At 73.3% G+C, this 20,302-nt stretch carries 20 protein-coding genes; 7 read left to right on the top strand and 13 right to left on the bottom strand.

Annotation, left to right across the window (positions count from 1 at the left end; all coding sequences use genetic code 11):
- The first annotated feature begins 38 nt into the window (after nucleotides 1–38).
- Nucleotides 39–1,301: an MFS transporter gene (locus ACFYNL_RS30855; protein ID WP_388808973.1), complete on the top strand. Its 1,263-nt coding sequence runs from the start codon at nucleotides 39–41 to the stop codon at nucleotides 1,299–1,301.
- Here ACFYNL_RS30855 and ACFYNL_RS30850 read toward each other — a convergent pair.
- A complete protein-coding gene (locus ACFYNL_RS30850; protein ID WP_388808970.1) occupies nucleotides 1,282–2,682 on the bottom strand; it encodes an FAD-dependent oxidoreductase in 1,401 nt (466 codons plus the stop codon). The two genes, ACFYNL_RS30855 and ACFYNL_RS30850, sit on opposite strands and share 20 nt — an antisense overlap.
- Nucleotides 2,683–2,709: 27 nt before the next feature.
- The gene (locus ACFYNL_RS30845; RefSeq protein WP_388808967.1) at nucleotides 2,710–3,714 is read right to left on the bottom strand and encodes a DUF4349 domain-containing protein; all 1,005 of its coding nucleotides are present in this window, start codon (nucleotides 3,712–3,714) and stop codon (nucleotides 2,710–2,712) included.
- 161 nt (nucleotides 3,715–3,875) lie between these two features.
- Between ACFYNL_RS30845 and hemG the strand changes: the two genes are divergently transcribed.
- Together hemG and hemQ are read left to right on the top strand one after the other, a co-directional pair.
- Nucleotides 3,876–5,336 (top strand): protoporphyrinogen oxidase, encoded by a 1,461-nt coding sequence (gene hemG, locus ACFYNL_RS30840; RefSeq protein ID WP_388808964.1) that lies wholly within the window; start codon nucleotides 3,876–3,878, stop codon nucleotides 5,334–5,336.
- Between the two features lie 5 nt (nucleotides 5,337–5,341).
- Nucleotides 5,342–6,073, top strand: coding sequence for a hydrogen peroxide-dependent heme synthase (gene hemQ, locus ACFYNL_RS30835; RefSeq protein ID WP_388808961.1), 732 nt, complete (start codon nucleotides 5,342–5,344; stop codon nucleotides 6,071–6,073).
- A 24-nt stretch (nucleotides 6,074–6,097) separates the two neighbouring features.
- Here the strand turns inward: hemQ and ACFYNL_RS30830 are convergent, their stop codons facing one another.
- From ACFYNL_RS30830 to ACFYNL_RS30815, 4 genes are all read right to left on the bottom strand, one after another.
- Nucleotides 6,098–7,768 carry an alpha/beta hydrolase gene (locus ACFYNL_RS30830; protein WP_388808959.1) on the bottom strand — a complete coding sequence of 557 codons (1,671 nt, stop codon included), beginning with the start codon at nucleotides 7,766–7,768 and terminating at the stop codon, nucleotides 6,098–6,100.
- A gap of 104 nt (nucleotides 7,769–7,872) precedes the next feature.
- A complete protein-coding gene (locus ACFYNL_RS30825) occupies nucleotides 7,873–8,688 on the bottom strand; it encodes a TIGR04222 domain-containing membrane protein (RefSeq protein WP_388808956.1) in 816 nt (271 codons plus the stop codon).
- Nucleotides 8,689–8,791: 103 nt separating this feature from the next.
- Complete coding sequence (locus tag ACFYNL_RS30820; RefSeq protein ID WP_388808953.1) at nucleotides 8,792–9,601, bottom strand: DUF4142 domain-containing protein; 810 nt, start codon at nucleotides 9,599–9,601, stop codon at nucleotides 8,792–8,794.
- A gap of 127 nt (nucleotides 9,602–9,728) precedes the next feature.
- On the bottom strand, nucleotides 9,729–10,130 hold the full coding sequence (locus ACFYNL_RS30815; protein ID WP_388808950.1) for a RidA family protein: 402 nt from the start codon (nucleotides 10,128–10,130) through the stop codon (nucleotides 9,729–9,731).
- Between the two features lie 27 nt (nucleotides 10,131–10,157).
- On the opposite strand from ACFYNL_RS30815, the gene ACFYNL_RS30810 reads away from it, so the two are divergent.
- Together ACFYNL_RS30810 and ACFYNL_RS30805 are read left to right on the top strand one after the other, a co-directional pair.
- On the top strand, nucleotides 10,158–10,610 hold the full coding sequence (locus tag ACFYNL_RS30810; protein WP_388809109.1) for a LysR substrate-binding domain-containing protein: 453 nt from the start codon (nucleotides 10,158–10,160) through the stop codon (nucleotides 10,608–10,610).
- A gap of 11 nt (nucleotides 10,611–10,621) precedes the next feature.
- Complete coding sequence (locus ACFYNL_RS30805; RefSeq protein WP_388808947.1) at nucleotides 10,622–11,032, top strand: LysR family substrate-binding domain-containing protein; 411 nt, start codon at nucleotides 10,622–10,624, stop codon at nucleotides 11,030–11,032.
- Nucleotides 11,033–11,051: 19 nt separating this feature from the next.
- Here the strand turns inward: ACFYNL_RS30805 and ACFYNL_RS30800 are convergent, their stop codons facing one another.
- Both ACFYNL_RS30800 and ACFYNL_RS30795 read right to left on the bottom strand, forming a co-directional pair.
- Nucleotides 11,052–12,452: a DUF692 domain-containing protein gene (locus tag ACFYNL_RS30800; protein WP_388808944.1), complete on the bottom strand. Its 1,401-nt coding sequence runs from the start codon at nucleotides 12,450–12,452 to the stop codon at nucleotides 11,052–11,054.
- Nucleotides 12,453–12,679: 227 nt separating this feature from the next.
- Nucleotides 12,680–13,399, bottom strand: coding sequence for a peptidyl-tRNA hydrolase (locus tag ACFYNL_RS30795; protein WP_388808941.1), 720 nt, complete (start codon nucleotides 13,397–13,399; stop codon nucleotides 12,680–12,682).
- A gap of 107 nt (nucleotides 13,400–13,506) precedes the next feature.
- On the opposite strand from ACFYNL_RS30795, the gene ACFYNL_RS30790 reads away from it, so the two are divergent.
- Complete coding sequence (locus ACFYNL_RS30790) at nucleotides 13,507–14,385, top strand: ATP-binding cassette domain-containing protein (RefSeq protein ID WP_388808938.1); 879 nt, start codon at nucleotides 13,507–13,509, stop codon at nucleotides 14,383–14,385.
- On the top strand, nucleotides 14,382–15,053 hold the full coding sequence (locus tag ACFYNL_RS30785) for an ABC transporter (RefSeq protein WP_388808935.1): 672 nt from the start codon (nucleotides 14,382–14,384) through the stop codon (nucleotides 15,051–15,053). The genes ACFYNL_RS30790 and ACFYNL_RS30785 overlap by 4 nt, the downstream gene beginning before the upstream one ends.
- Here ACFYNL_RS30785 and ACFYNL_RS30780 read toward each other — a convergent pair.
- The 5 genes from ACFYNL_RS30780 to ACFYNL_RS30760 all read right to left on the bottom strand — a co-directional run bounded on the left by ACFYNL_RS30780 (nucleotide 15,045) and on the right by ACFYNL_RS30760 (nucleotide 20,220).
- Nucleotides 15,045–15,221, bottom strand: coding sequence for a hypothetical protein (locus ACFYNL_RS30780; protein WP_388808932.1), 177 nt, complete (start codon nucleotides 15,219–15,221; stop codon nucleotides 15,045–15,047). The genes ACFYNL_RS30785 and ACFYNL_RS30780 overlap by 9 nt on opposite strands.
- 18 nt (nucleotides 15,222–15,239) lie before the next feature.
- Nucleotides 15,240–16,112 carry a polysaccharide deacetylase family protein gene (locus tag ACFYNL_RS30775; protein ID WP_388808930.1) on the bottom strand — a complete coding sequence of 291 codons (873 nt, stop codon included), beginning with the start codon at nucleotides 16,110–16,112 and terminating at the stop codon, nucleotides 15,240–15,242.
- Between the two features lie 84 nt (nucleotides 16,113–16,196).
- On the bottom strand, nucleotides 16,197–17,711 hold the full coding sequence (locus ACFYNL_RS30770; protein ID WP_388808928.1) for a serine/threonine-protein kinase: 1,515 nt from the start codon (nucleotides 17,709–17,711) through the stop codon (nucleotides 16,197–16,199).
- 64 nt (nucleotides 17,712–17,775) lie between these two features.
- Nucleotides 17,776–19,209: a PhoX family protein gene (locus ACFYNL_RS30765; RefSeq protein WP_388808927.1), complete on the bottom strand. Its 1,434-nt coding sequence runs from the start codon at nucleotides 19,207–19,209 to the stop codon at nucleotides 17,776–17,778.
- 90 nt (nucleotides 19,210–19,299) lie between these two features.
- Complete coding sequence (locus ACFYNL_RS30760; RefSeq protein WP_388808924.1) at nucleotides 19,300–20,220, bottom strand: slipin family protein; 921 nt, start codon at nucleotides 20,218–20,220, stop codon at nucleotides 19,300–19,302.
- Nucleotides 20,221–20,302: the final 82 nt, after the last annotated feature.

Here is a 20,302-nt window from a genome sequence, read left to right as displayed (position 1 = left end):
GCCGCAGCGCCGCTGCAGACAGTCGTATGAAGGACCTGATGAAACGCATCCTCGCCGGCACCTACCAGTCCCTGACCATCCGTAACTTCCGGCTCTTCGCGGCGGGCCAGCTGGTCTCCGTCGCGGGCACCTGGATGATGGTCGTCGCCCAGGACTGGCTCGTGCTGGCACTGACCGGCGACTCGGGTACGGCCCTCGGAGTGGTGACGGCGCTGCAGTTCGCGCCGCTGCTGCTGCTCACCCTCTACGCCGGCGGGCTCGCCGACCGGCACGACAAGCGCCGCCTGCTGATGGCCGTGAACCTCGTCTCGGCTGCGCTCGCGCTGTCGCTCGCCCTGCTCGTCCTGGCCGGACGGGTGGAGCTGTGGCACGTCTTTCTCTTCGCCCTCGGGCTCGGCACGGTCAACGCCGTCGAAGTGCCCACCCGGATGGCCTTCGTCAGCGAGCTCGTCGGGGCCGAGCTGCTGCCCAACGCGTCCGCGCTGAGCGCGGCGTACTTCAACTGCGCACGGGTGGTCGGCCCGGCTCTGGCGGGACTGATGATCAGCTGGTCCGGCACCGCGGCCGTGATGCTGGTGAACGCCGCGAGTTATCTGGCGACCGTGGGGGGACTGCGGATGATGCGCCCCGGCGAACTCCACCGCAGTGGCCGTCGCCCCGACCGCGTCCGGGTCATGGACGGAATCCGCCTGGTGATGTCCCGCCGTGACCTGCTTCTTCCGATGGTGCTCGTCGCGGTGATCGGCATGCTGGGTTTCAACTTCCAGCTCATCCTGCCGCTGCTCGCCAAGACCGTCTTCCACGCCGATGCCGCAGAGTTCGGGCTGCTCACGACCGCCCTCGCGGCCGGATCCCTCGTTGCAGCGTTCGCCACGACCCTGCGGCGGGGCAGACCGCCGCTGGGCCTGGTCGTCGCGGCGGCGCTGGGGTTCGGAATCATGCAGGCCCTGGCGGGGCTGGCACCCACACACGCCGTCGCCGTGGTGCTGCTGTTCGGCACCGGCTTCGGCTCCGTCTGCTTCGCCCAGGCGGCCAATCACCGGATCCAGCTCGGCGCGGCCCCCGCCTACCGCGGCCGGATCATGGCCCTCTACACCTTGGTCTTCCAGGGCACGACCCCCTTCGGCGCGCTCCTCGTCGGATGGCTCAGCGACCTGCTGGGAGCCCGCTCCGGACTGGTCCTCGGCGGTACGGCATCCGTTGTGGCGGCCCTCGTGGTGCTGGCCCTGCACCTGGGTGGCACCACGGGCGCCCCGCCGCCCTCACCCCGGCCGGCAGCGTTCAGGAGCGTTCGGCGTTGACCGCCTTCGCCGCCTTGCGGGCCGCCACCAGCACCGGGTCCCACACCGGGGAGAACGGCGGCGCGTATCCCAGGTCCAGGGACACCATCTGTTCCACCGTCATCCCCGCCGTCAGGGCCACCGCCGCGATGTCCACGCGTTTGCCCGCGCCCTCCCGGCCCACGATCTGCACGCCCAGCAGCCGGCCCGTGCGGCGTTCGGCGAGCATCTTGACGGTCATGGGGGAGGAGCCGGGGTAATAGCCGGCACGGCTGGTCGATTCGATCGTGGCCGTGACGTACTGCAGACCCGCCCTGCGGGCGTCCTTCTCACGCAGCCCGGTCCGGGCGATCTCCAGGTCGCAGACCTTGCTGACGGCCGTGCCGACCACACCGGGGAACGTGGCGTAGCCGCCCGCGGCGTTCGTGCCGATGACCTGGCCGTGCTTGTTGGCGTGGGTGCCGAGGGCGATGTGGCGTTCCTGCCCGGAGACCAGATCGAGGACCTCCACGCAGTCACCGCCCGCCCAGATGTTCTCGTGGCCGCGTACCCGCATCGCGAGGTCGGTGAGCAGACCGCCGTGGCCGCCGAGGGGGAGGCCGGCGGCCCGCGCGAGCGTCGTCTCCGGGCGGACACCGATGCCGAGGACGACCACGTCGGCGGGGTACTCGGCGTCCTGCGTGGCCACCGCCCGCACCCGGCCGTCCTCACCGGTGAGGATTTTGGTCACCTCGGCGTCGTCGACCATCGTGATGCCCAGGCCCTCCATGGCCTCGTGCACCAGGCGACCCATGTCCGGGTCGAGCGTCGACATGGGCTCGCTGCCCCGGTTGACGACCGTCACCTCGTAGCCGCGGTTGATCAGCGCCTCGGCCATCTCCACGCCGATGTAGCCGGCGCCGACCACGACGGCGCGGCGGCCACGCGTGCGTGACAGCGTGTCGATGAGCGCCTGCCCGTCGTCGAGGGTCTGCACACCGTGCACCCCGGGCGCGTCGACGCCCGGCAGGTCGGGGCGGATCGGGCGGGCGCCGGTCGCGATCACGAGTTTGTCGTACGACGTCCAGGACTCGGCTCCGGAGTCGACGTCACGGGCGCGTACCCGGCCGCCGGGCACGTCGATCTCCGTCACCTCCGTCCGCATGCGCAGGTCGATGCCGCGGGCCCGGTGCTCCTCGGCCGTACGGGCGATCAACCGGTCGCGGTCGGGCACGTCGCCGCCCACCCAGTACGGGATGCCGCAGGCCGAGAAGGAGGTGAAGTGGCCCCGTTCGAACGCCACGATCTCCAGCTCCTCGGGCCCCTTGAGGCGGCGGGCCTGCGACGCCGCGGACATGCCCGCGGCGTCGGCGCCGATCACGACCAGTCGTTCCCCGGTACCTCGCACAGCACTCATGTTCATGCGAACACGCTACGAGAGCAGGGCATTTCAGTCCCGCTCACCGGGCTCCCCCGAGTGCTCGGGCCGCGGGGCGGGCCGTGCGGACGGCAGCGGCCCCAGGGCCGTCGTGGCGGGCACGGGCTCCGGGCGGCGCGGCAGCCTCGGCCGGACCACCTTCAGCCACACCAGCACGATCAGCGCCCCGACCGCGGCGAACGGCAGCACGGCGCCGAGCACCACCGCGAGCCAGCGCAGCATCGTCACGAACGCGCCCCAGCCGCCCGCGAGCGCGTCCAGGAAGCCGGGGTCGTCGTCCTTCGCCGCCGCCTTCTTCACCGGCGTCTCCGCGAGGGACAGGGTGATGGTGGCCAGGCTCGTGCGGTCCTCCAAGGACGCCTGCCGGGCGAGCAGCGCCTCCAGGTCCGCCTGGCGGCTGCTCAGCTCGCCCTCCAGCGTGACCACGTCGCTGAGCTTGGTCGCCTGGTCCATCAGCTCGCGGATCCGGGCGACGCTGGCCCGCTGCGACTTGATGCGGCTCTCCACGTCGACGACCTGGTCGCTGACGTCCTGCGCCTTGGCGTTGCGTTCGAGCAGCTTGCCCGCGCCCTCCAGGTCCGCGAGGACGTCCGCGTACTCGGCGACGGGCACGCGCAGGACGACACGGGTGCGCTCATGGCCCCCCTCGTCGCGCGTGGTGGTCTCGTCGCCGACGTAGCCGCCCGCGTTCTCGACGGCGGCGCGGGCCTCGTCCAGGGCCTTCGGCACGTCCTTGACCTGAACGGTCAGCGAGGCGGTACGGATGATGTGGCTCGCGGAGACCTTGGGCGGCGCGGTGGCCCGGCCGGCGCCGGAGCCACCGCCGGGTGCGCCCTGATCCGCGCCGGCCCGGGAGTCGGCCTGCGCGGCCTCTCCCGCGTCGGCCTTGCTGGAGCCGGACCCGGAATCGGAGTCTGCCGAGCCGCTGCAGCCGGTGAGCGTCAGCGCGGTGGCCAGCAGGAGGCCGGCGAGGGCCGGAACCGGTCGTACGGATCGTGCGGTGCGTGGTGCGCGCATAGGTGCCTACCCCCGAGGGTCGTCGTGTCGACTGCTGTCTCTTCGACGCCCGGAGGGGGCGGGACGTTGGCGGAGAACGGTCCCGATGCGGTCACGGTCGGGACTCGTGAAGGACACCGGGGCGCGGGCGGACGGCCGACGGGATCTGAGAGGCTGTGGACATGCGCGAAGCTCACAGTCGTACGGGCCCGGGTGGGGTCGTCGTCATCGGCGGCGGGATCGCCGGGCTCGCCGCGGCCCACCGGCTGCTGGACGCCGGCCGGCGGGTGACCGTCCTGGAGGCGTCGGACCGGGTCGGCGGCAAACTCCTGCCCGGCGAGTTGGCGGGCGCCCGCGTGGACCTCGGTGCCGAGTCCATGCTGGCCCGCCGCCCCGAGGCCGTCGCCCTGGCCCGCGAGGTGGGCCTCGCCGAGCATCTCCAGCCGCCCGCCACCGCGGCGGCCTCGATCTGGACCCGCGGCGCCCTTTGCCCCATGCCCAAGGGCCACGTCATGGGCGTCCCCGGCACCGCCTCCGCCCTCGTCGGCGTCCTGTCCGACGAGGGCCTGGCCCGTATCGAGCGCGACGCCGACCTGCCCCGCACCGAGGTCGGGGAGGATGTGGCGGTGGGGGAGTACGTGGCGGCGCGGCTCGGCCGCGAGGTCGTCGACCGCCTGGTGGAGCCCCTGCTGGGCGGCGTCTACGCGGGCGACGCGTACCGCATCTCGATGCGCTCGGCGGTCCCGCAGCTCTATCAGGCCGCACGGACCCACGACTCGCTCACGGAGGCGGTCCGCGAGATCCAGGCCAAGGCCGCCGCCAACCAGCAGACCGGGCCGGTGTTCATGGGCATCGAGGGCGGCGTGGGCCGGCTGCCGCTCGCCGTGGCGGAGTCGGTGCGGGCCCGGGGCGGCGAGATCCTCACCGGTACGCCGGTGACGGAGCTGCGGCGCGAGGCGTCGGGCGGCTGGCGTGTCGTCGCCGCCGACCGTGTGCGGCACGCCGACGCGGTCGTGGTCGCCGTACCCGCCCCGGCCGCCGCCGCCCTCCTGCGCGCCGAGGCCCCCGCGGCCGCCGCCGAGCTGGACGGCGTCGAGTACGCCTCCATGGCCCTGGTCACCCTCGCCTACCGCCGCTCGGAGGCCGTACTGCCCGCGGGCAGCGGCTTCCTCGTGCCGCCGGTCGACGGGCACACCATCAAGGCGTCCACCTTCGCCTCCCAGAAGTGGGGCTGGATCGCCGGGGAGAACCCGGACGTGGTCGTCCTGCGCACCTCCGTCGGGCGGTACGGCGAGACGGAGATCCTCCAGCACGACGACGACCACCTCGTCGACGTCTCCCGCCGCGATCTGCGGGCGGCGACCGGCCTCGACGCCACCCCGCTGGAGACCCGCGTGACCCGCTGGACCGACGGCCTGCCCCAGTACCCGGTCGGCCACCACGCGCGCGTGGCCCGCGTCCGCGAGCACGTCGCCGAGCTCCCCGGGCTGGCCGTCTGCGGGGCGCTCTACGACGGCGTCGGCATCCCCGCCTGCATCGCGAGCGCCCATGCGGCGGTGGACCAGATCCAGGGTGACCTGCGCGGTGTGGAGGAGCTCACCGCCAACCCGGTGCAGAGCCTGCACGGCGGAGCGGGAGAATGAGGGACATGAGTGACGACGCCTCCACCACCGAGCCCGGCAGGATCCCGAACAAGGGCAAGCTGGCCAAGGACCTCAACGAGGTCATCCGCTACACCCTCTGGTCCGTCTTCAAGCTGAAGGACGTGCTCCCCGAGGACCGCGCGGGCTACGCCGACGAGGTCCAGGAGCTGTTCGACCAGCTCACCGCCAAGGACGTGAAGATCCGCGGCACCTACGACGTGTCCGGGCTGCGCGCCGACGCCGATCTCATGATCTGGTGGCACGCCGAGACCAGCGACCAGCTGCAGGAGGCGTACAACCTCTTCCGCCGCACGAAACTGGGCCGCGCGCTCACGCCGGTCTGGTCGAACATGGCGCTGCACCGCCCGGCCGAGTTCAACCGCTCGCACATCCCGGCGTTCCTCGCCGACGAGACGCCGCGCAACTACGTCAGCGTCTACCCCTTCGTGCGGTCCTACGACTGGTACCTGCTGCCCGACGAGGACCGCCGCCGCATGCTCGCCGACCACGGCAAGATGGCTCGCGGTTACCCGGACGTCCGCGCCAACACCGTCGCCTCGTTCTCACTCGGTGACTACGAGTGGCTCCTGGCCTTCGAGGCCGACGAGCTGTACCGCATCGTCGACCTCATGCGTCACCTGCGTGCCTCGGAGGCCCGGATGCACGTCCGCGAAGAGGTGCCGTTCTTCACGGGCCGCCGCAAGACCGTGGCGGAACTGGTCGCCGGACTCGCCTGACCGGCTGACCGGCTGACCGGCTGATCAGCGCGGCAGCCGGGCGGTCGTGGCCCCCTGCGGCCGGCCGCCCGGCTTCGTCGCCGCCGCGGCACCCAGCTTCTGCTTCGCCGCGCGCTCGTCCGGACGCTCCGGCTTCGGCTCGGGGTGTCCCTCGCACGCCGTGTGCCGGGCCGGGAGGCGGCCCTCCAGCAGATACGCGTCGATGTGGCCGTTGACGCAGGCGTTCGGGCCGTACGCGATGCCGTGGGTGCCCGCGTCCCGCTCGGTCACCAGGACCGACCCCGACAGCCGCCGGTGCATCTCCAGCGCCCCTTCGTACGGAGTGGCGGCATCCCGCTCGGCGGCCAGGATCAGGATCGGCGGCACCTCTCCCGGCCCGGTCCGCACGTCGAGGGGCCGCTGCCGGGGCGCCGTCCAGTAGGCGCACGGCAGGTTCATCCACACGTTGTCCCAGGTCTCGAAGGGCGCCACGCGCGCGAGCCGTGTGTTGTCCCGGTCCCACACCGCCCAGTCCGTCGGCCACGGAGCGTCGTTGCACTCCACGGCCGTGTAGACGGCACGCGAGTTCTCGTCCTCGGCCGCCGCTTCCTTTACCGGCGCGGCCAGCTCGACCAGCGGCTTGGAGTCGCCCCTCAGATACGCCGACAGCGCCTTCGCCCGCGCGGGCCAGTAGTCGTCGTAGTAGCCGGCCTGCAGGAACGCCTCCTGCAACTGCCCGGGCCCGACCTTCCCGCCCGCAGGCTCCACGGCCAGCCGCTCGCGTGCCTTCTCGTAGCCGCGCAGCACCTCCTCGGGGGTGGTGCCGAGCCGGTACACCTCGTGGTGCTTGGCGACCCACTCCCGGAAGTCCGCCCACCGCCCCTCGAACGCGGCCGACTGGGTGAGGTTGTTGCGGTACCAGATCTGCTCCGGATCCGGGTTCACGGCAGAGTCGAACACCATCCGCCGTACGTGCGTGGGGAAGAGGGTCGCGTACAGCGCGCCGAAGTAGGTGCCGTACGACGCCCCCATGAACGTCAGCCGCTGCTCGCCCAGGGCAGCGCGCAGCACGTCCAGGTCGCGGGCGTTGTTCAGGGAGTTGTAGTGCCGCAGCGCGCTGCCGGTGCGCTCGGCGCAGCCGCGCGCGTAGGCCTTCGCCCGGGCGACGCGCTCCTTCTTGTACGCCTCCGAGGGATGCGTCGGCGCCAGGGAGGGACCCGTGGCGAACTGCTTGGGGTCCTCGCAGGACAGCGGCGCGGACGGCCCGACTCCGCGCGGGGCGTAGCCGACGAGGTCGTACGCCCCCGCGAGCCGCTTCCACGCGGGCAGCAGGCCGATCAGCGGGAAGTGCAGGCTGGAGGCGCCCGGTCCGCCCGGGTTGTAGACCAGGGCGCCCTGGCGCGGCACCCGGCGCTTGCTGTTGTCCGGGTCCTTGTGCGTGGCGCGCACCCTGCTGACGGTGAGCCGGATCTGCTTGCCTTCGGGATACGCGTAGTCGAGCGGGACGGACACCGTGCCGCACTGCACGGTCGCCGGCAGTTGCAGCCTCTTGGGACAAGGGGCGAAGGTGAGGCCGGTCGCCGCGGCGCGTTCGGCGGCCACCGCCGTGCCGTGTCTCTCGTCCGCGACGGGCGCGGCGACGGCACTGCCCGCCGGGGCGGCGGAGAGGGTGGTCAGGAGCATGGCCCCGGCGACCGAGTAGGCGGCGGCTCTCATCGCGTGTCCCTTCAGTGCACGGCAGCAACAAAAGGGATATTTGGTTCGTCTGTTGATGAAGGCAAGCACCGCCTGCCGGTGTCGGCGTCAATGCCCCCTATGCGTCACCGACTCCGGGGCGGTCGGTCCTGTCCGCGGGACGCCTGGTGGTGCGGCTCGCGGTGCCCGAAGGCCGCGCGTAGCTCCGGTTCACCGATCGCGCGTACGCCCCGTACGGCGACGGACGTCAGGTATCTGCGGTCGCCCTCGCCCCCGGAGTGCCGGACCAGGGCGCCGAGCATCCGCTGCCCGGCCGGGGAGGCCCACCGCGCATAGGGATGGACCTCGATACGGGCGATGGCGAGGCAGCTCAGGGTGAGGACGAAGGGGAGCGCGAACCAGAGGGCGACCAGGTGCGCCGGCAGGTCCGACTGAACGGGTGTCAGCAGGGCGACCGCCCCCAGCGCCAGGACGACCGCCCCGGCGAGCCGCACCCGCCGGATCGCCGCGGTGACACCACTGCGTGCTCCGTCCGGTACGGCGAGCCCCGCGCTGACCAGCCGGTCGGCGAGCGTGCCGACCGCGTCGGCGGCGGCCGCGGCGTCGCGCACCGGCTCGATCCGGGACTGGCCCTCCGGCCCGATGGCCCCTATCACCGAGCGCTCCATCTCGTCGCGGCCACGCGGATCGACGACCGTCGCCCACCCGGTGTGCGCGAGCAGCAGCCGTCGCTGCCGTGCCATGGAGACCAGGGTCAGATCGGCGACCCGTCGAGGGCCGCCGGAGAGGAACGCCGCTTCGTACAGCGTCAGATCACGTCCTTGGCCTGCCATCGCCGCTCTCGTGTCCACGGCCGCGGCGCGGACGGCGGCCAGGCACAGCCGCGTGCACGCCGTGCCGGCGACGGCCCATGCCAGCAGCAGAAGAAGCACCCAGAACATGCCGCGTTTCTATGCCAATGGCTCCCGGAAACGCCATGCCTCGTTCACGATCCGGACGGAGCGTTGCCGGGACGTGACGTTCCGGATGGGTATGCGCACGGTGTCAGGAGGCCGTCGACCGATCGGCGGCGGTGGCGTCGTCCTCGGGGCGCGGGCTGGAGGCGGCCGGCGGCAGCGTGTAGGTGGGCGACGGGGGCGGGGTCATGGGCACCGCCGGAGCCGGATCGGCGGTCGGACCGGGCGGCGCGGGGGCGGGCGTGAGCGGCGGCGTGCTGTCGGCGGCCAAGTCCCGTGCCAGGGCCTCGTAGTCGACGTAGCCGGTGGCCTCCAGGACCGTGATGTGGTCCAGCACGGTGGTGTTGGCGTCGTCGGCGAGTGCGCGGACCAGGGAGTTGCGGGTGCCGGCCCGCACCTGGGCCACGACGGAGAACACCTTGCCGTGCGCGAGCCGCGCGATGTTGGCGAACTGCCGGTCGAACTCGACGCCCTGGGCGGCGTCCAGGGCCGCCAGCCACTCCTGCTGCTGCTCGGTCGGCTCGTTGGGCAGTTCGAGACTGAGCTTGGCCGCCACGTCGCGCACCCGCTCGTCGAGGAACGCGTGCCCCTCGACGAGGTGCTGTCCCGCGGTCCGCACGGCCGGCGTCGTGCCCTTCTGCTGCGCCTGCCGCCCGGCCGGCAGTTCCCACAGACCGGCCAGCCGGACCTTGGTGAGGAAGTCACGGTCGAGACCGGACAGCGGGCCGTATCCGGTCGACACGGTCCCGGCGCTGAGCACGTCGTAGCCGGTCCCGGAGCGGTCGGCGTACGACCAGATCGGGAAGATCATGGCCAGCAGCGTCGCGGTCAGACCCGTGATGATGAGTCCGGTGCCGCTGAAGATGCCTCGGCCGTCGACCGGGGGTCTCGGTCGCATGGTGCCTCCTGTCACGGCACCGCACGTCAGTGCGCTTCGTGGGTCGGGTTGGCATATTACTTCGGGGTACTCCGACGCCTGCAGCAACTGCCGTACCCGGGCCGACGCGTGCTGTGCGGCCGAGGTGTCAATCCCGGGAGGGGCGTGCCGGCCGTCGCGCGTACACCTCGATCTCTATCTTCATACGCGGGTCGGCGAGGCCGCACATGAGCATCGTGGCGGCCGGCCGGACCTCGCCGAAGCAGCGCCGCAGGACGGGCCAGCAGGGCTCGAAGTCGTCGCGGTCGGGCAGCAGGTAACGCACCCGCACCACGTCGGCGAAGGCGCACCCCGCCTCGGCCAGCGCGGCCCCGATGTTGCGCAGACACTGCTCGGCCTGCTCCACCACGTCGTCCGAGATCGTCATGGTGGTGTAGTCGAACCCGGTGGTCCCCGACACGTGCACCCAGTCACCGTCGACCACGGCGCGGGCGTAGCCGATCTGTTCCTCGAAGGTCGAACCGCTGAGGATCGCGCGTCGCTCCGTCATGCGTGGAACGCTAAGTGACCAGCATCGATACGTCTAATACGAAATGAGGGAGGCTCTGATTTTCTGAGCGTATGGAGCGCCCCGAACTCCCCCTGCCGCAGCTGCACGCGACAGGGTCGGCCACGCTCTCTTCAGCCGCGCACCGGGACGGGTCCCCTCACTCCGGCGGGGCTGGGGCTGCTGCCCGCCGCGCGACGTGCCCTCACCGATCCGGCCGACGGCCTGGCCGCGGCCCGGGCCGTCGGCGGTTGCCGGGCAGGACGTCTGCGGATCGGCTTCGCCGCCTCCCTGGCACCGACCGTCCTGCCGGGCCTGCTGCGCACCTTCCGGGAACGGTTCCCCCGCGGGCGTCTGGACATCCGCGAGATGACCAAGGCGCCGCAACTGGCCGCCCTGCGTGACCGGACGATCGACATCGGCCTGCTGCGCGAACCCCCGCCGAGGAGAAGGAGACGGACCTGGGCTTCCGCACGGCGCTGAGCGAGCCGTTCGTGGCCGTGCTGCCGTCCACCCACCCTCCGGCCGCGCAACGGGTGGTACGACCGGAACAGCCGGCGGGCTCCCCTTTCGTGCTGTTGCCGCGCGCGGAGGGCCCGCAGCTTCACGACAGGATCACCGCGCTGTGCGCCGCGGCGGGATTCACGCCCCGGGCGACCCAGCACACCGTGGAGTGGCAGACCGTGTGCGCCCTGGCGGAGACCGGTCTCGGCGTTTCCCCGGCCCCGGCGAGCATCCGACGCGTCCGCCTGAAGGGCGTCGCCTTCCGCGGGATCGAGCCCGCTGCCGCCCGCACCCGTGTCGCCGTCGCCTGGCACAGGGACGATCGAAACCCCCTGGTCGCCCAGCTGTCGGCGGCCGTCGATCAGGACCCGTCGGACGGCCCCCACCCGGGCGGCGGCTGACGACGCGCCCGCCGCCCGCTCACCGGCGCAGCAGCACCCGGCGGGTGGCCCGGGCCAGCCGTACCCCCGGCCGCCGCGAGCGCGGCGTCGGCCCCGACCGCTCCAGCCACCACTCCCGCACCTGCGCCCGCACCCGGGCGTCCTCCAGCCGCCCCTCGGCCAGCAGGTACCCCGCGAAGTCCAACGCGTCGCGCCGGTAGCCGTCGGTCATCGGGTGCCCGTGACCGTAGGCGAGGAAGGCCCGGCGGTACCCGTCCCCGAGGATGACCGGCAGCTCGGGCGCGACCTTCGCCACGACGTCCGCCCGCTTCCCCGCGAGCGCCCGTGCCTGCACTCCCACTCGCACCCGGTCGAAGCCCTCCGGCACCGGCGTCCCGGCGACCAGCGCGGACAGCAGGGCGGCCTGGGCGAGCGCGAGGCGCTGGCGGGCGGGCTCGGTGGCCGGATGGACGGTCGACCGCTCGGCGTCGCCCTGCGCCGGCCGCCTCCGCGGCGAGCCCGGACCCGCCGGCTCCGAGACCTCCGAGGACCCCGTGGCCGACGAAGCCCCAGCGGCCGCCCCGGTCTTCGGCGGCTCCCCGGCCGCCCGCTCCACCGCCCCCTTCTCCAACGCTTCCCGGATCGCCCCCAACTCCCGCTCCAGCTCAGCCGGTTCGGGGAAGTTCTCGTCCCGTTCCAGCAGGACACCGGGCGGGCGGACACGGGAGGCGAGGTCGGTCAGGACGTCGAGGACCGGCTGCGGGACGGGGTGGGCGTGGCTGTCGTGCCAGACGCCGTCCCGCTCGAAGCCGCCCGCGACATGGACGTACGCGATGGCCTCCAGCGGCAGCTCGGCGAGCGCCTTGGCCGGGTCCTCGCCCCGGTTGACGTGGTTGGTGTGCAGGTTGGCCACGTCGATGAGCAGCCGTACCCCCGTCCGGTCGGCCAGCTCGTACAGGAACTGCCCCTCGGTCATCTCCTCGCCGGGCCAGGAGATGAGCGCGGCGATGTTCTCCACGGCGAGCGGCACGGGCAGCGCGTCCTGGGCGATACGGACGTTCTCGCACAGCACGCCCAGGGCGTCCCGGGTGCGCGGGACGGGCAGCAGATGCCCCGCCTCCAGACGCGGTGACGCGGTGAGCGGCCCGCCCGCCCGTACGAAGGCGATGTGCTCGGTGACCAGCGGCGCCCCCAGCGCCTCCACCCGCTCGGCGAGCGCGGCCAGCCGTCCGGCGTCGGGCCGGTCGGCGCCGCCCAGCCCGAGCGAGACGCCGTGCGGGATCACGGTGACACCGCGCTCCCGCAGCCGTACCAAGGACTTAGGAAGGTGTCCGGGGCAGACGTTCTCGGCGACCGTCTCGACCCAGTCGATGCCCGGCATGCGCTCCACGGCGTCCGCGATCTCCGGACGCCATCCGATCCCCGTGCCCAGTGGCTGCATCGTCCCCTCCCGGCCTCTTCCGTACCCGCTGTCGCGTCTCCGCGGACGTGTCGGACGTGACGGGGGTATGGCCCCGCGGGCTCCGCCCGAACCCCCGGGCGAGAACCTTCAGAGCAACATTTGAGGTTGGGGCCCGCGCTCCCGCCCCGCGCCCCGCACGCCCGACCACGCTCCGCACACCGTGAAACGGTCACCGCCAGGTCGTACGCACGGGACGCCGGGGATGTTCACACGCGCAGCGCGGGATGGTCGGCCACCACGGTGCAGGACCCGGGTGCGATCTCCGTGAACCCCGCGTCCCGCACCAACGGCAGCCCACTGCTCGTCAGTTCCGGCCAGCGTCCCGCGTCCGCGGTCCGCACGGCGAGCGGGAACCCCGCCTCCCGCCAGGTGTCCCGCTCCGCGTCCGACAGCTCCCACCAGGCGAGTTGGGCCGCGTGTCCCGCCTGTGCCATCGCCTTGCCCGCGGACATGCCGAGTTCGGGGTTCATCCAGAGCACCGGCGCCGACGGATCCGCCGCCACCGGCGGCTCCGGGTCGTCGAGGTCGGTACCGGACACCTGGAGCTTCGCCAGCTCCTTGGGCCACCCGTCCAACGGCACGGGCACGAACACCCGCACCTCGGCCGACTTGCCGGTGACGGTGACGCCCGGCAGCCCCTCCGCACGTCGCCACTCGGCTCCACGAGCCCGTCGCACGACCTTCCGGATCCGGGCGTCCTGCCAGTCCCGTACCGCCTGCGCCCACTCCCCGTCGCCGACGGACCGCTCGTCGCTCAGCATCACGAGCACCGCCCGGGCGGCGGTCTCCAGGGCGTCGGTGCGGGCCGGGGGAGCGGACCGCTCGATCCGCACGACGAGCGGCAGCACGAACTGGGGCGCCGCGTCGCGAGCGCCGAGCTCGGACCGGAAGGGGCTGTCACCGCTGGACGTCGCATCATGGCTCACGACAGCACCCTAAAGGGCGCGGCTCCGTGTCGGTTCCGCGGCTCCCGCGCCCGGCGGGCACCCCCGGCCCCGCCGGCCCCTGACCGCGGTAGGACAAGATGTCGCCCATGCGAAGTGATCTCCACCTGGACGACGTGGGCCGTCGCTACGGCCTGCGCGGTCCCTGGGTCTTACGAGGCATCCACCTCACCGTGCGCCCCGGCACCCTGATCCGTGTCGAGGGACCGAACGGCACCGGGAAGTCGACCCTCCTGCGCCTCCTCGCCCGCTTGGACGCCCCCACGGAAGGCCGCGTCACCGGCCGCCCGCGCACGGCCTACGTCCCCGAGCGCTTCCCCACCGCCCTGCCGTTCACCGCCCTCGGCTACCTCACCCACCTCGGCACGGTCCACGGCCTGTCCCGGCCGGCCGCGATACGCGCCGCGGGCGAATGCCTGGACCGCTTCGGTGCCGCCGCCCACGCCCGTACGCCCATGGCACAGCTCTCCAAGGGCAGCAGCCAGAAGGTCGCCGTCGCGCAGGCGCTGCTCGCCGACCCGGAACTGCTCGTGCTGGACGAGGCATGGACCGGACTGGACGCCGCCGCGCGCACGGAGTTGGAGCGTGCCGTGGCCGAACGGACCGCGGCCGGCACCGCGGTGGTCTTCGTCGACCACGACCCGCACCGCCTCGCCGATGCGCCCGACGCCACGTACACCGTGCGCGACGGCGGCCTCGACCGCCGCACCGCCCCCACGACCGCGTCCGCCGCCGGCCCGCGCACGACCGTCGTCGTCCAAGGCCCGGCCGGCGCGGACCTGCCCGCCGAGGCGAGCCGTGTCGTCACGAGCGTGGACGAGCCCGACCCCGGCACCCACCGCCTCACCGTCCCCGCCTCACACTCTGACGTCCTGCTGCGTGCCCTGCTGACCGCCCGTCCGCCCTGGCACGTGCTGAGCGTGCGCCAGGAGGCGTCCACCCCCGACGAAGCCGAGAGCCGCCGATGACCGCCCTCTTCCGTTACCAGGCCGCGCTCCTCGCACGCTCGCAGCGCTGGCTGCCGCCGTTCATCCTGTACGCCGTCTTCCTCGCCGTCGGCGTACAGGTCGGCCAGCCGGTGCTCGACTCCCTCGGCTACGCCGCCGCGGCCCTGCTGCCCGTCGCCGCCTGGCTGGTGCGTATCTGCGTCACCAACGAACCGCCCGCCGCCCGCAACTGCGTCGCCGCGGCGGTCGGCCCGGGGCGGGCACACCTCGCCACGCTGCTGGTGGCGCTGACCGCGGCGGCGGCACTCGGCACGGCCGCGATCGTCGTCGTGACCCTGATCAGCGACCCGGTCAGTGCCGACCACCAGATCCGGGTGGCTCGGCTGCCCGCGGGCGCCGCCGGGCTGCTCGCCGCGCTGGTCTGTGCGCTGCTCGGCACCGCCGTCGGCGCGCTCACCAACTGGCCGCTGCTGCGCTCGACCGGCCGCGCGGTCCCCACGATGCTGCTCGCGGCACTGGTGTCCGTGGTGGCGACCGGCTCCCCGGCCCAGGCGGCGGTCAGCGACCTGGTCAGCGGCTCCCGCTCGGGCACGGTCGCCCTGCCGCTGCTGCCCCTGGTGGCGGCGGCACTGCTCGCGGCGGCGGCGATCGCCGGGGCCTGTGCGCTGACGTCCCGCAGATCACCCTGAGCAGGCGGTGCGCTGCGCCTCCTGCCACTCGCACACCGGGCAGAGCGTGATCCCCTTGTACGAGTCCGGGTACTCCGTCGGTTCCCGGCACAGCACGCACTCGGCGTACGGCGGCCCGTCGGCCTTCGGCGGCCTGGTCGCGTCGATCAGGCAGTAGTCCTCGCTCATGACTCCAGCGTAGGACGTTCAGGCGCGGCGGGCCGCGGCCCCGATCAGCTCGGACACCTTCACGAACCGGAAGCCCTTGCGGCGCAGCTCGGGCACGATGCTGCGGACCGCCCGCTCGGTCGTCGGAGCGGCGCTGAGCGTGCAGTGCATGACGACCACGGACCCCGGCCGCACCCCGCGCAGCACCTGCCGGGCGACCGCGCCGGCGTCCGTCGCGAACGCGTCCCCGCTCACCACGTCCCACTGCACGGCCGTGACGCCGACCGGGGTGAGAGCCTTCAGGGCGCGGCGGTCGTAGCAGCCGCCCGGAAACCGGAAGTACGGCATGGCGTCGCGCACCCCCACCTTGCGGAACGCGGCGTACGCCCGCTCCACGTCCGACCGCATCCGGTGCTCGGAGAGGTTCGGCAGGCCGTAGCAGTCGTCGGTGAAGGCGTAGTGGCTGTAGGAGTGGTTGGCGACCTCGAAGAGCGGGTTTCGCCCGATGGCCCGGGCCTGCGCGGGATACTCCTCGGCCCACCGGCCGGTCATGAACACGGTCGCCGGCACCCGCAGCTTCCGCAGCGCGGCGACGAGCCGCGGATTGTCGAACCGCTCGCCGCGATCCGCCCGAGGCCCCTGGCCGGCGGTCATGTCGGCGTCGAAGGTGAGCGCGACGGCCTTGTCCCGGGTGCGGGGGCCGTGCGCGAAGACGGGGGTCAGGCCGCCGGGCCCGGGAGCGAGGGTCGGCGGCCCGGCGGCGGGGGAGAAGGGGGAGGCGACGGAGGCGCTCGGCGCGGGGTGGGGCGCCCGGGGCGCACCGGCTTCCTCGGTCGCCGCGCACGCGGCGAGAGCGCTGAGCGCCGCCACCACGGCGCAGACGGCGGTGGCACGGCGGGCAAGAGTGATCACCGACCGACGATATGGGGGTCATACGGTCATTTCCCCCTGGTGGGGGGCGTGCTGGACCGGTGTCACCCGCCCGGCGGTGCCTCCTCAGTCCTCCCGGGTGCAGCGGCCCGTCGGCGCGGCGGCCGGCGGGCGGCACTGGAGGGGGAAGTCGGCGGCGTCGGTGCTCAGATAGCGGCCGATGCAGGCGGTCGCCGTCGTCCGGCCGTGATCGGCGCAGAAGGCCAGCGCGGCGCGGCCGTCGGCGAACGGGCCGGGGGCGTAGAAGACCCAGTAGCCGGGGCGCAGGGACGCGTAGTCACCGCTGTGCAGGACCGCGGCCTGCGGCACCGACCGCCGGATCGTCGCGAGGCGCCGGTCCCGGGCCGCGGCGCCGGTCCCGACCGGCTCCGAGTGCAGCTGGGCGATCCACCGGCCGGCCTCCGGTACGGTCGGCGGCGCACTCGTCGGTGCCGAGGTCTTCGGGGTCGGAGTCGGCGAGGGGTCCGGTCGCTGCTTCGCCGGGTCGGAGCCGGCCGTGGTGGCCGCCGGGCTCGTCGCGGCACCGGCCTTGTCGGCACGCCCGCCGGTGTCCCGGCCGTCGCCGCCGCCGGGGCGCAGCGCGAGTGCCAGAGCCGTCGCCGCCGCGACGACCAGCACCGCGGTCGCCGCCGCCACGAGCGGTGTACGGCGCCGGCCCCCGGGCATCTGCTGCGGAGCCGTCGGGCGGGGAGTGTCCCGTTGGGTGGGGAACGGCGGCGGCGCCGGCAACGGGTGCGGTACCGGCGCGGTCTGCGTCGGCCGCGCCCAGTACGGTGTGGTCCCCGCCTCCACCTGCGCCAGCATCGCGTCCAGCCGCTCGGCGTCCGGGCGCGCCGCCGGGTCCCGGACCAGCAGGGCGTCGAGCACCGGCGTCAGCGGGCCGGAGCGGGCCGGGGGCGGCAGCGGGTCGTCGAGTACGGCGGCCAGGGTGGCGAGGGTGGTGGGGCGGCGCAGCGGGCTGACGCCCTCGACGCACACGTACAGCACCACACCCAGGGACCACAGGTCGGCGGCCGGGTCGTCGGCGCGACCCCGGATCCGCTCAGGGGCCATGTACTCGGGCGAGCCGACCAGCTCGCCGGTCGCCGTGAGGGCCGTCGTGCCCTGGAGCGCCGCGATGCCGAAGTCGGTGAGGACGGCGTCGCCGTCGGGGCGCAGGAGGATGTTGGCGGGTTTGACGTCCCGGTGGTGGATGCCCGCCGCGTGCGCGGCCCGCAGCGCGGCGAGCACCTGACGGCCGGTCCGGGCCGCCGCCGCCGGGGCCAACGGGCCCTCGTCCAGCCGTCGTTGCAGTGAGATGCCCGGGACGAGCTCCATCACGATCCATGGATGGGGGTCGGCGTCCACGATCTGATGGACCGTGACCACGTGCGGATGGCTGAGCCGGGCCAGCGCCCGCGCCTCGCGCATGACCCGCTCGCGCACCACCCCGACGGTGTCCGCGTCGGACCGGACCGCCTTGAGCGCGACCTCGCGCTGCAGCACCGTGTCCCGGGCCCGCCACACGGTGCCCATTCCTCCGCTGCCGAGCCGTTCGACCAGCTCGAACCGGCCGTCGACGAGGTCCCCCGGTGCGTTCATGCCGCACAGGTTAGAGGACGCGCCGGACAGGGGGCTTCCGCTCGCGGGCCCGGGACGGCGGGCGTCACCTGCGCCAGGGCCCGGTTACCGCGAAAGTCGTACCCGGCGTGTAGCAGTTGACGTACATCGTCTCGCCGTCGGGCGAGAAGGCGACCCCCGCGAACTCGCCCCACTCCGGCTCCTCGGGGGTGCCGATGTTCTGGGCGTTGCGCGCCATCGCGTATACCTTGCCGCTTCGCGTCACGCCGTAGACGTGCTGGGCGCCGTTGCCGTCCTCGCACACCATCAGGCCGCCGCTGGGGGCGAGGCAGATGTTGTCCGGTGACTCGCCGGGCAGTTGCACGTCCGTGTCCGGACCGAAGACGATCACCAGCGTGAGGCGGCGGGCGGCGGGGTCGTAGCGCCAGATCTGCCCGTAGTGGTCCGCCGCGGAGCCCTCCGCGCTGCGGGCGAAGGAGGAGACGAAGTAGACGCAGCGACCGCCCCAGTAGCAGCCCTCCAGTTTCTGCGCGTGCGTGATGCCCTTCGCCCCGAAGTCCTGCAGACGGATGGGGGTCCGCACGGCGAGGGGGTCCGGCACGTCGACCCACTCGATCTTGTCGAAGCTCGCGCCCGTCTCCTGGATCGAGGACAGGTCGGGGACGCCCGGAACCCGCATGGCCTGGAGCTGGCCGCCCGCGCGCAGGGAGCCCAGGCCCCCGCGCGGCCGCTCCGGCAGGAAGCGGTAGAAGAGGCCGAACGGCTTCTGAAAGGCGTCCTCGGTCTCGTAGACGATGCCGCTGCGCGGGTCCACCGCGATCGCCTCGTGCTGGAAGCGGCCCATCGCGGTCAGCGGGACCGCGCCGGAACGGTGCGGGTCGTCGGGGTCGACCTCGAAGATGAAGCCGTGGTCCTTGGTGTAGCCGTTGGTGCCCGCCTTGTCCTCGGTCTCCTCGCAGGTCAGCCAGGTCCCCCAAGGGGTCGGCCCGCCCGCGCAGTTGACGGCGGTACCCGCGATGGCGACACGCTCGGACAGCACGCGGTTGCGGGAGTCCAGCGTCAGCGCCGTGCAGCCGCCCTTGCCCGCCGGGTCGTAGGTGAGACCGGGGACGGCCGGGACGGGACGTGTGGCGGTGGCGCGGTTCTCGTGGTTGCGCACCAGGTGGACGCGGCGGCCGCGGCCGGGGGAGGGGCGCCCGGCAAAGGCGGCCATGCCGTCGTGGTTGGAGGGGACCGGCCCCTCCCCGGAGCGCAGTTGGTCGCCCTCGCGGGACAGGACCCGGTAGGAGAAGCCCCTCGGCAGGTCGAGCAGGCCGTTCGGGTCGGGGACCAGCGGGCCGTACCCGAAGTGGCCCAGGTTCTGCGCGGCGGCGGTGCCCGTGAAGAGCTGGGTGAGATCGCCGGCGAAGGCGATCGAGACGCCCAGGGCGCCGGTACGGGCCAGGACCTGACGGCGCGTCGAGCCGCCACCGGATGCCGGGGCGGTGTCGGACGCGGTGTCGGACGGGGTGTCGGACATGGGGAAACCTTCCTGCTGGCGGACAGGAACTGTGACCCCGCCGTGTCTATCACCTGTGACGAGCCGCGGGAACCACGCGCGTAGCACGTGTCACTTCTGGTCGGCGTCGTCGATGATGTCCTCGATCGTCCGCTCGACCTCACGCTCGGCCCGCGGTACGACGGCCCGCTCGGCGTTCAGGTCGTCCGAGCCCTTCGGGCCGCGATCCGCCAGTTGCCGCCGGGTGTCCTCCTCACCCGGTTCCGAAGGCGTGTCCTGGCCCCGTTCCAGGAAGCGGAGCAGTTCCACCGGGATGGGCAGGACCAGCGTGGAGTTCTTCTCGGCCGCCACCGCCATCACCGTCTGCAGCAGCCGCAGTTGGAGCGCCGAGGGCGCGTCGGCCATCTGGTGGGCGGCCTCGGCCAGCTTCTTGGAGGCCTGCAGTTCGGCGTCCGCGTTGATGATCCGGGCCCGCCGCTCCCGGTCCGCCTCCGCCTGCCGTGCCATGGAGCGCTTCATCGTGTCCGGCAGCGACACGTCCTTGATCTCGACGCGGTCCACCTGGACGCCCCAGCCGACGGCGGGACTGTCGATCATCAGCTCCAGGCCCTGGTTGAGCTTCTCGCGGTTGGACAGCAGGTCGTCCAGGTCGCTCTTGCCGATGATCGAGCGCAGGGACGTCTGCGCCATCTGCGAGACGGCGTACTTGTAGTCCTCCACCGTGATGAGCGCGCTCGCCGCGTCGATCACCTTGAAGTACACGACCGCGTCCACCCGCACCGTCACGTTGTCCCGGGTGATGCCCTCCTGGGCCGGGACCGGCATCGTCACGATCTGCATGTTGACCTTGTGCAACCGGTCCACGACCGGAACGATCAACGTGAACCCGGGCGGTCGTACGTCTCCCGTCAGCCGCCCGAGCCTCAGAACCACCCCGCGCTCGTACTGCTTGACGACGCGGGCCGCCGCGACCAGGTAGACGGCGCCCGCGGAACCCGCGGCGACGAGCGCGGTCAGCAAGGCCTCGAGCATGACGACCTCCTCTGCCAGAGGTCCCTTACGTCTGCTCCTGCAACGATATGCCCGAGGTCCGGCCCGGGGCCATGGTGAGGCC

The sequence above is a fragment of the Streptomyces sp. NPDC007808 genome (assembly GCF_042868655.1).
Lineage (GTDB): Bacteria > Actinomycetota > Actinomycetes > Streptomycetales > Streptomycetaceae > Streptomyces.
Note: the sequence above shows the minus strand (reverse complement) of the source record. Positions and strands in the feature narration are given on the sequence as shown.

Bases quoted from the DNA above. Each gene is read 5' to 3' on its own strand.
- ACFYNL_RS30855 (WP_388808973.1), top strand. From the start codon at position 39: ATGAAACGCATCCTCGCCGGCACCTACCAGTCCCTGACCATCCGTAAC.
- ACFYNL_RS30850 (WP_388808970.1), bottom strand. From the start codon at position 2,682: ATGAACATGAGTGCTGTGCGAGGTACCGGGGAACGACTGGTCGTGATC.
- ACFYNL_RS30845 (WP_388808967.1), bottom strand. From the start codon at position 3,714: ATGCGCGCACCACGCACCGCACGATCCGTACGACCGGTTCCGGCCCTC.
- hemG (WP_388808964.1), top strand. From the start codon at position 3,876: ATGCGCGAAGCTCACAGTCGTACGGGCCCGGGTGGGGTCGTCGTCATC.
- hemQ (WP_388808961.1), top strand. From the start codon at position 5,342: ATGAGTGACGACGCCTCCACCACCGAGCCCGGCAGGATCCCGAACAAG.
- ACFYNL_RS30830 (WP_388808959.1), bottom strand. From the start codon at position 7,768: ATGAGAGCCGCCGCCTACTCGGTCGCCGGGGCCATGCTCCTGACCACC.
- ACFYNL_RS30825 (WP_388808956.1), bottom strand. From the start codon at position 8,688: ATGTTCTGGGTGCTTCTTCTGCTGCTGGCATGGGCCGTCGCCGGCACG.
- ACFYNL_RS30820 (WP_388808953.1), bottom strand. From the start codon at position 9,601: ATGCGACCGAGACCCCCGGTCGACGGCCGAGGCATCTTCAGCGGCACC.
- ACFYNL_RS30815 (WP_388808950.1), bottom strand. From the start codon at position 10,130: ATGACGGAGCGACGCGCGATCCTCAGCGGTTCGACCTTCGAGGAACAG.
- ACFYNL_RS30800 (WP_388808944.1), bottom strand. From the start codon at position 12,452: ATGCAGCCACTGGGCACGGGGATCGGATGGCGTCCGGAGATCGCGGAC.
- ACFYNL_RS30790 (WP_388808938.1), top strand. From the start codon at position 13,507: ATGCGAAGTGATCTCCACCTGGACGACGTGGGCCGTCGCTACGGCCTG.
- ACFYNL_RS30785 (WP_388808935.1), top strand. From the start codon at position 14,382: ATGACCGCCCTCTTCCGTTACCAGGCCGCGCTCCTCGCACGCTCGCAG.
- ACFYNL_RS30780 (WP_388808932.1), bottom strand. From the start codon at position 15,221: ATGAGCGAGGACTACTGCCTGATCGACGCGACCAGGCCGCCGAAGGCC.
- ACFYNL_RS30770 (WP_388808928.1), bottom strand. From the start codon at position 17,711: ATGAACGCACCGGGGGACCTCGTCGACGGCCGGTTCGAGCTGGTCGAA.
- ACFYNL_RS30765 (WP_388808927.1), bottom strand. From the start codon at position 19,209: ATGTCCGACACCCCGTCCGACACCGCGTCCGACACCGCCCCGGCATCC.
- ACFYNL_RS30760 (WP_388808924.1), bottom strand. From the start codon at position 20,220: ATGCTCGAGGCCTTGCTGACCGCGCTCGTCGCCGCGGGTTCCGCGGGC.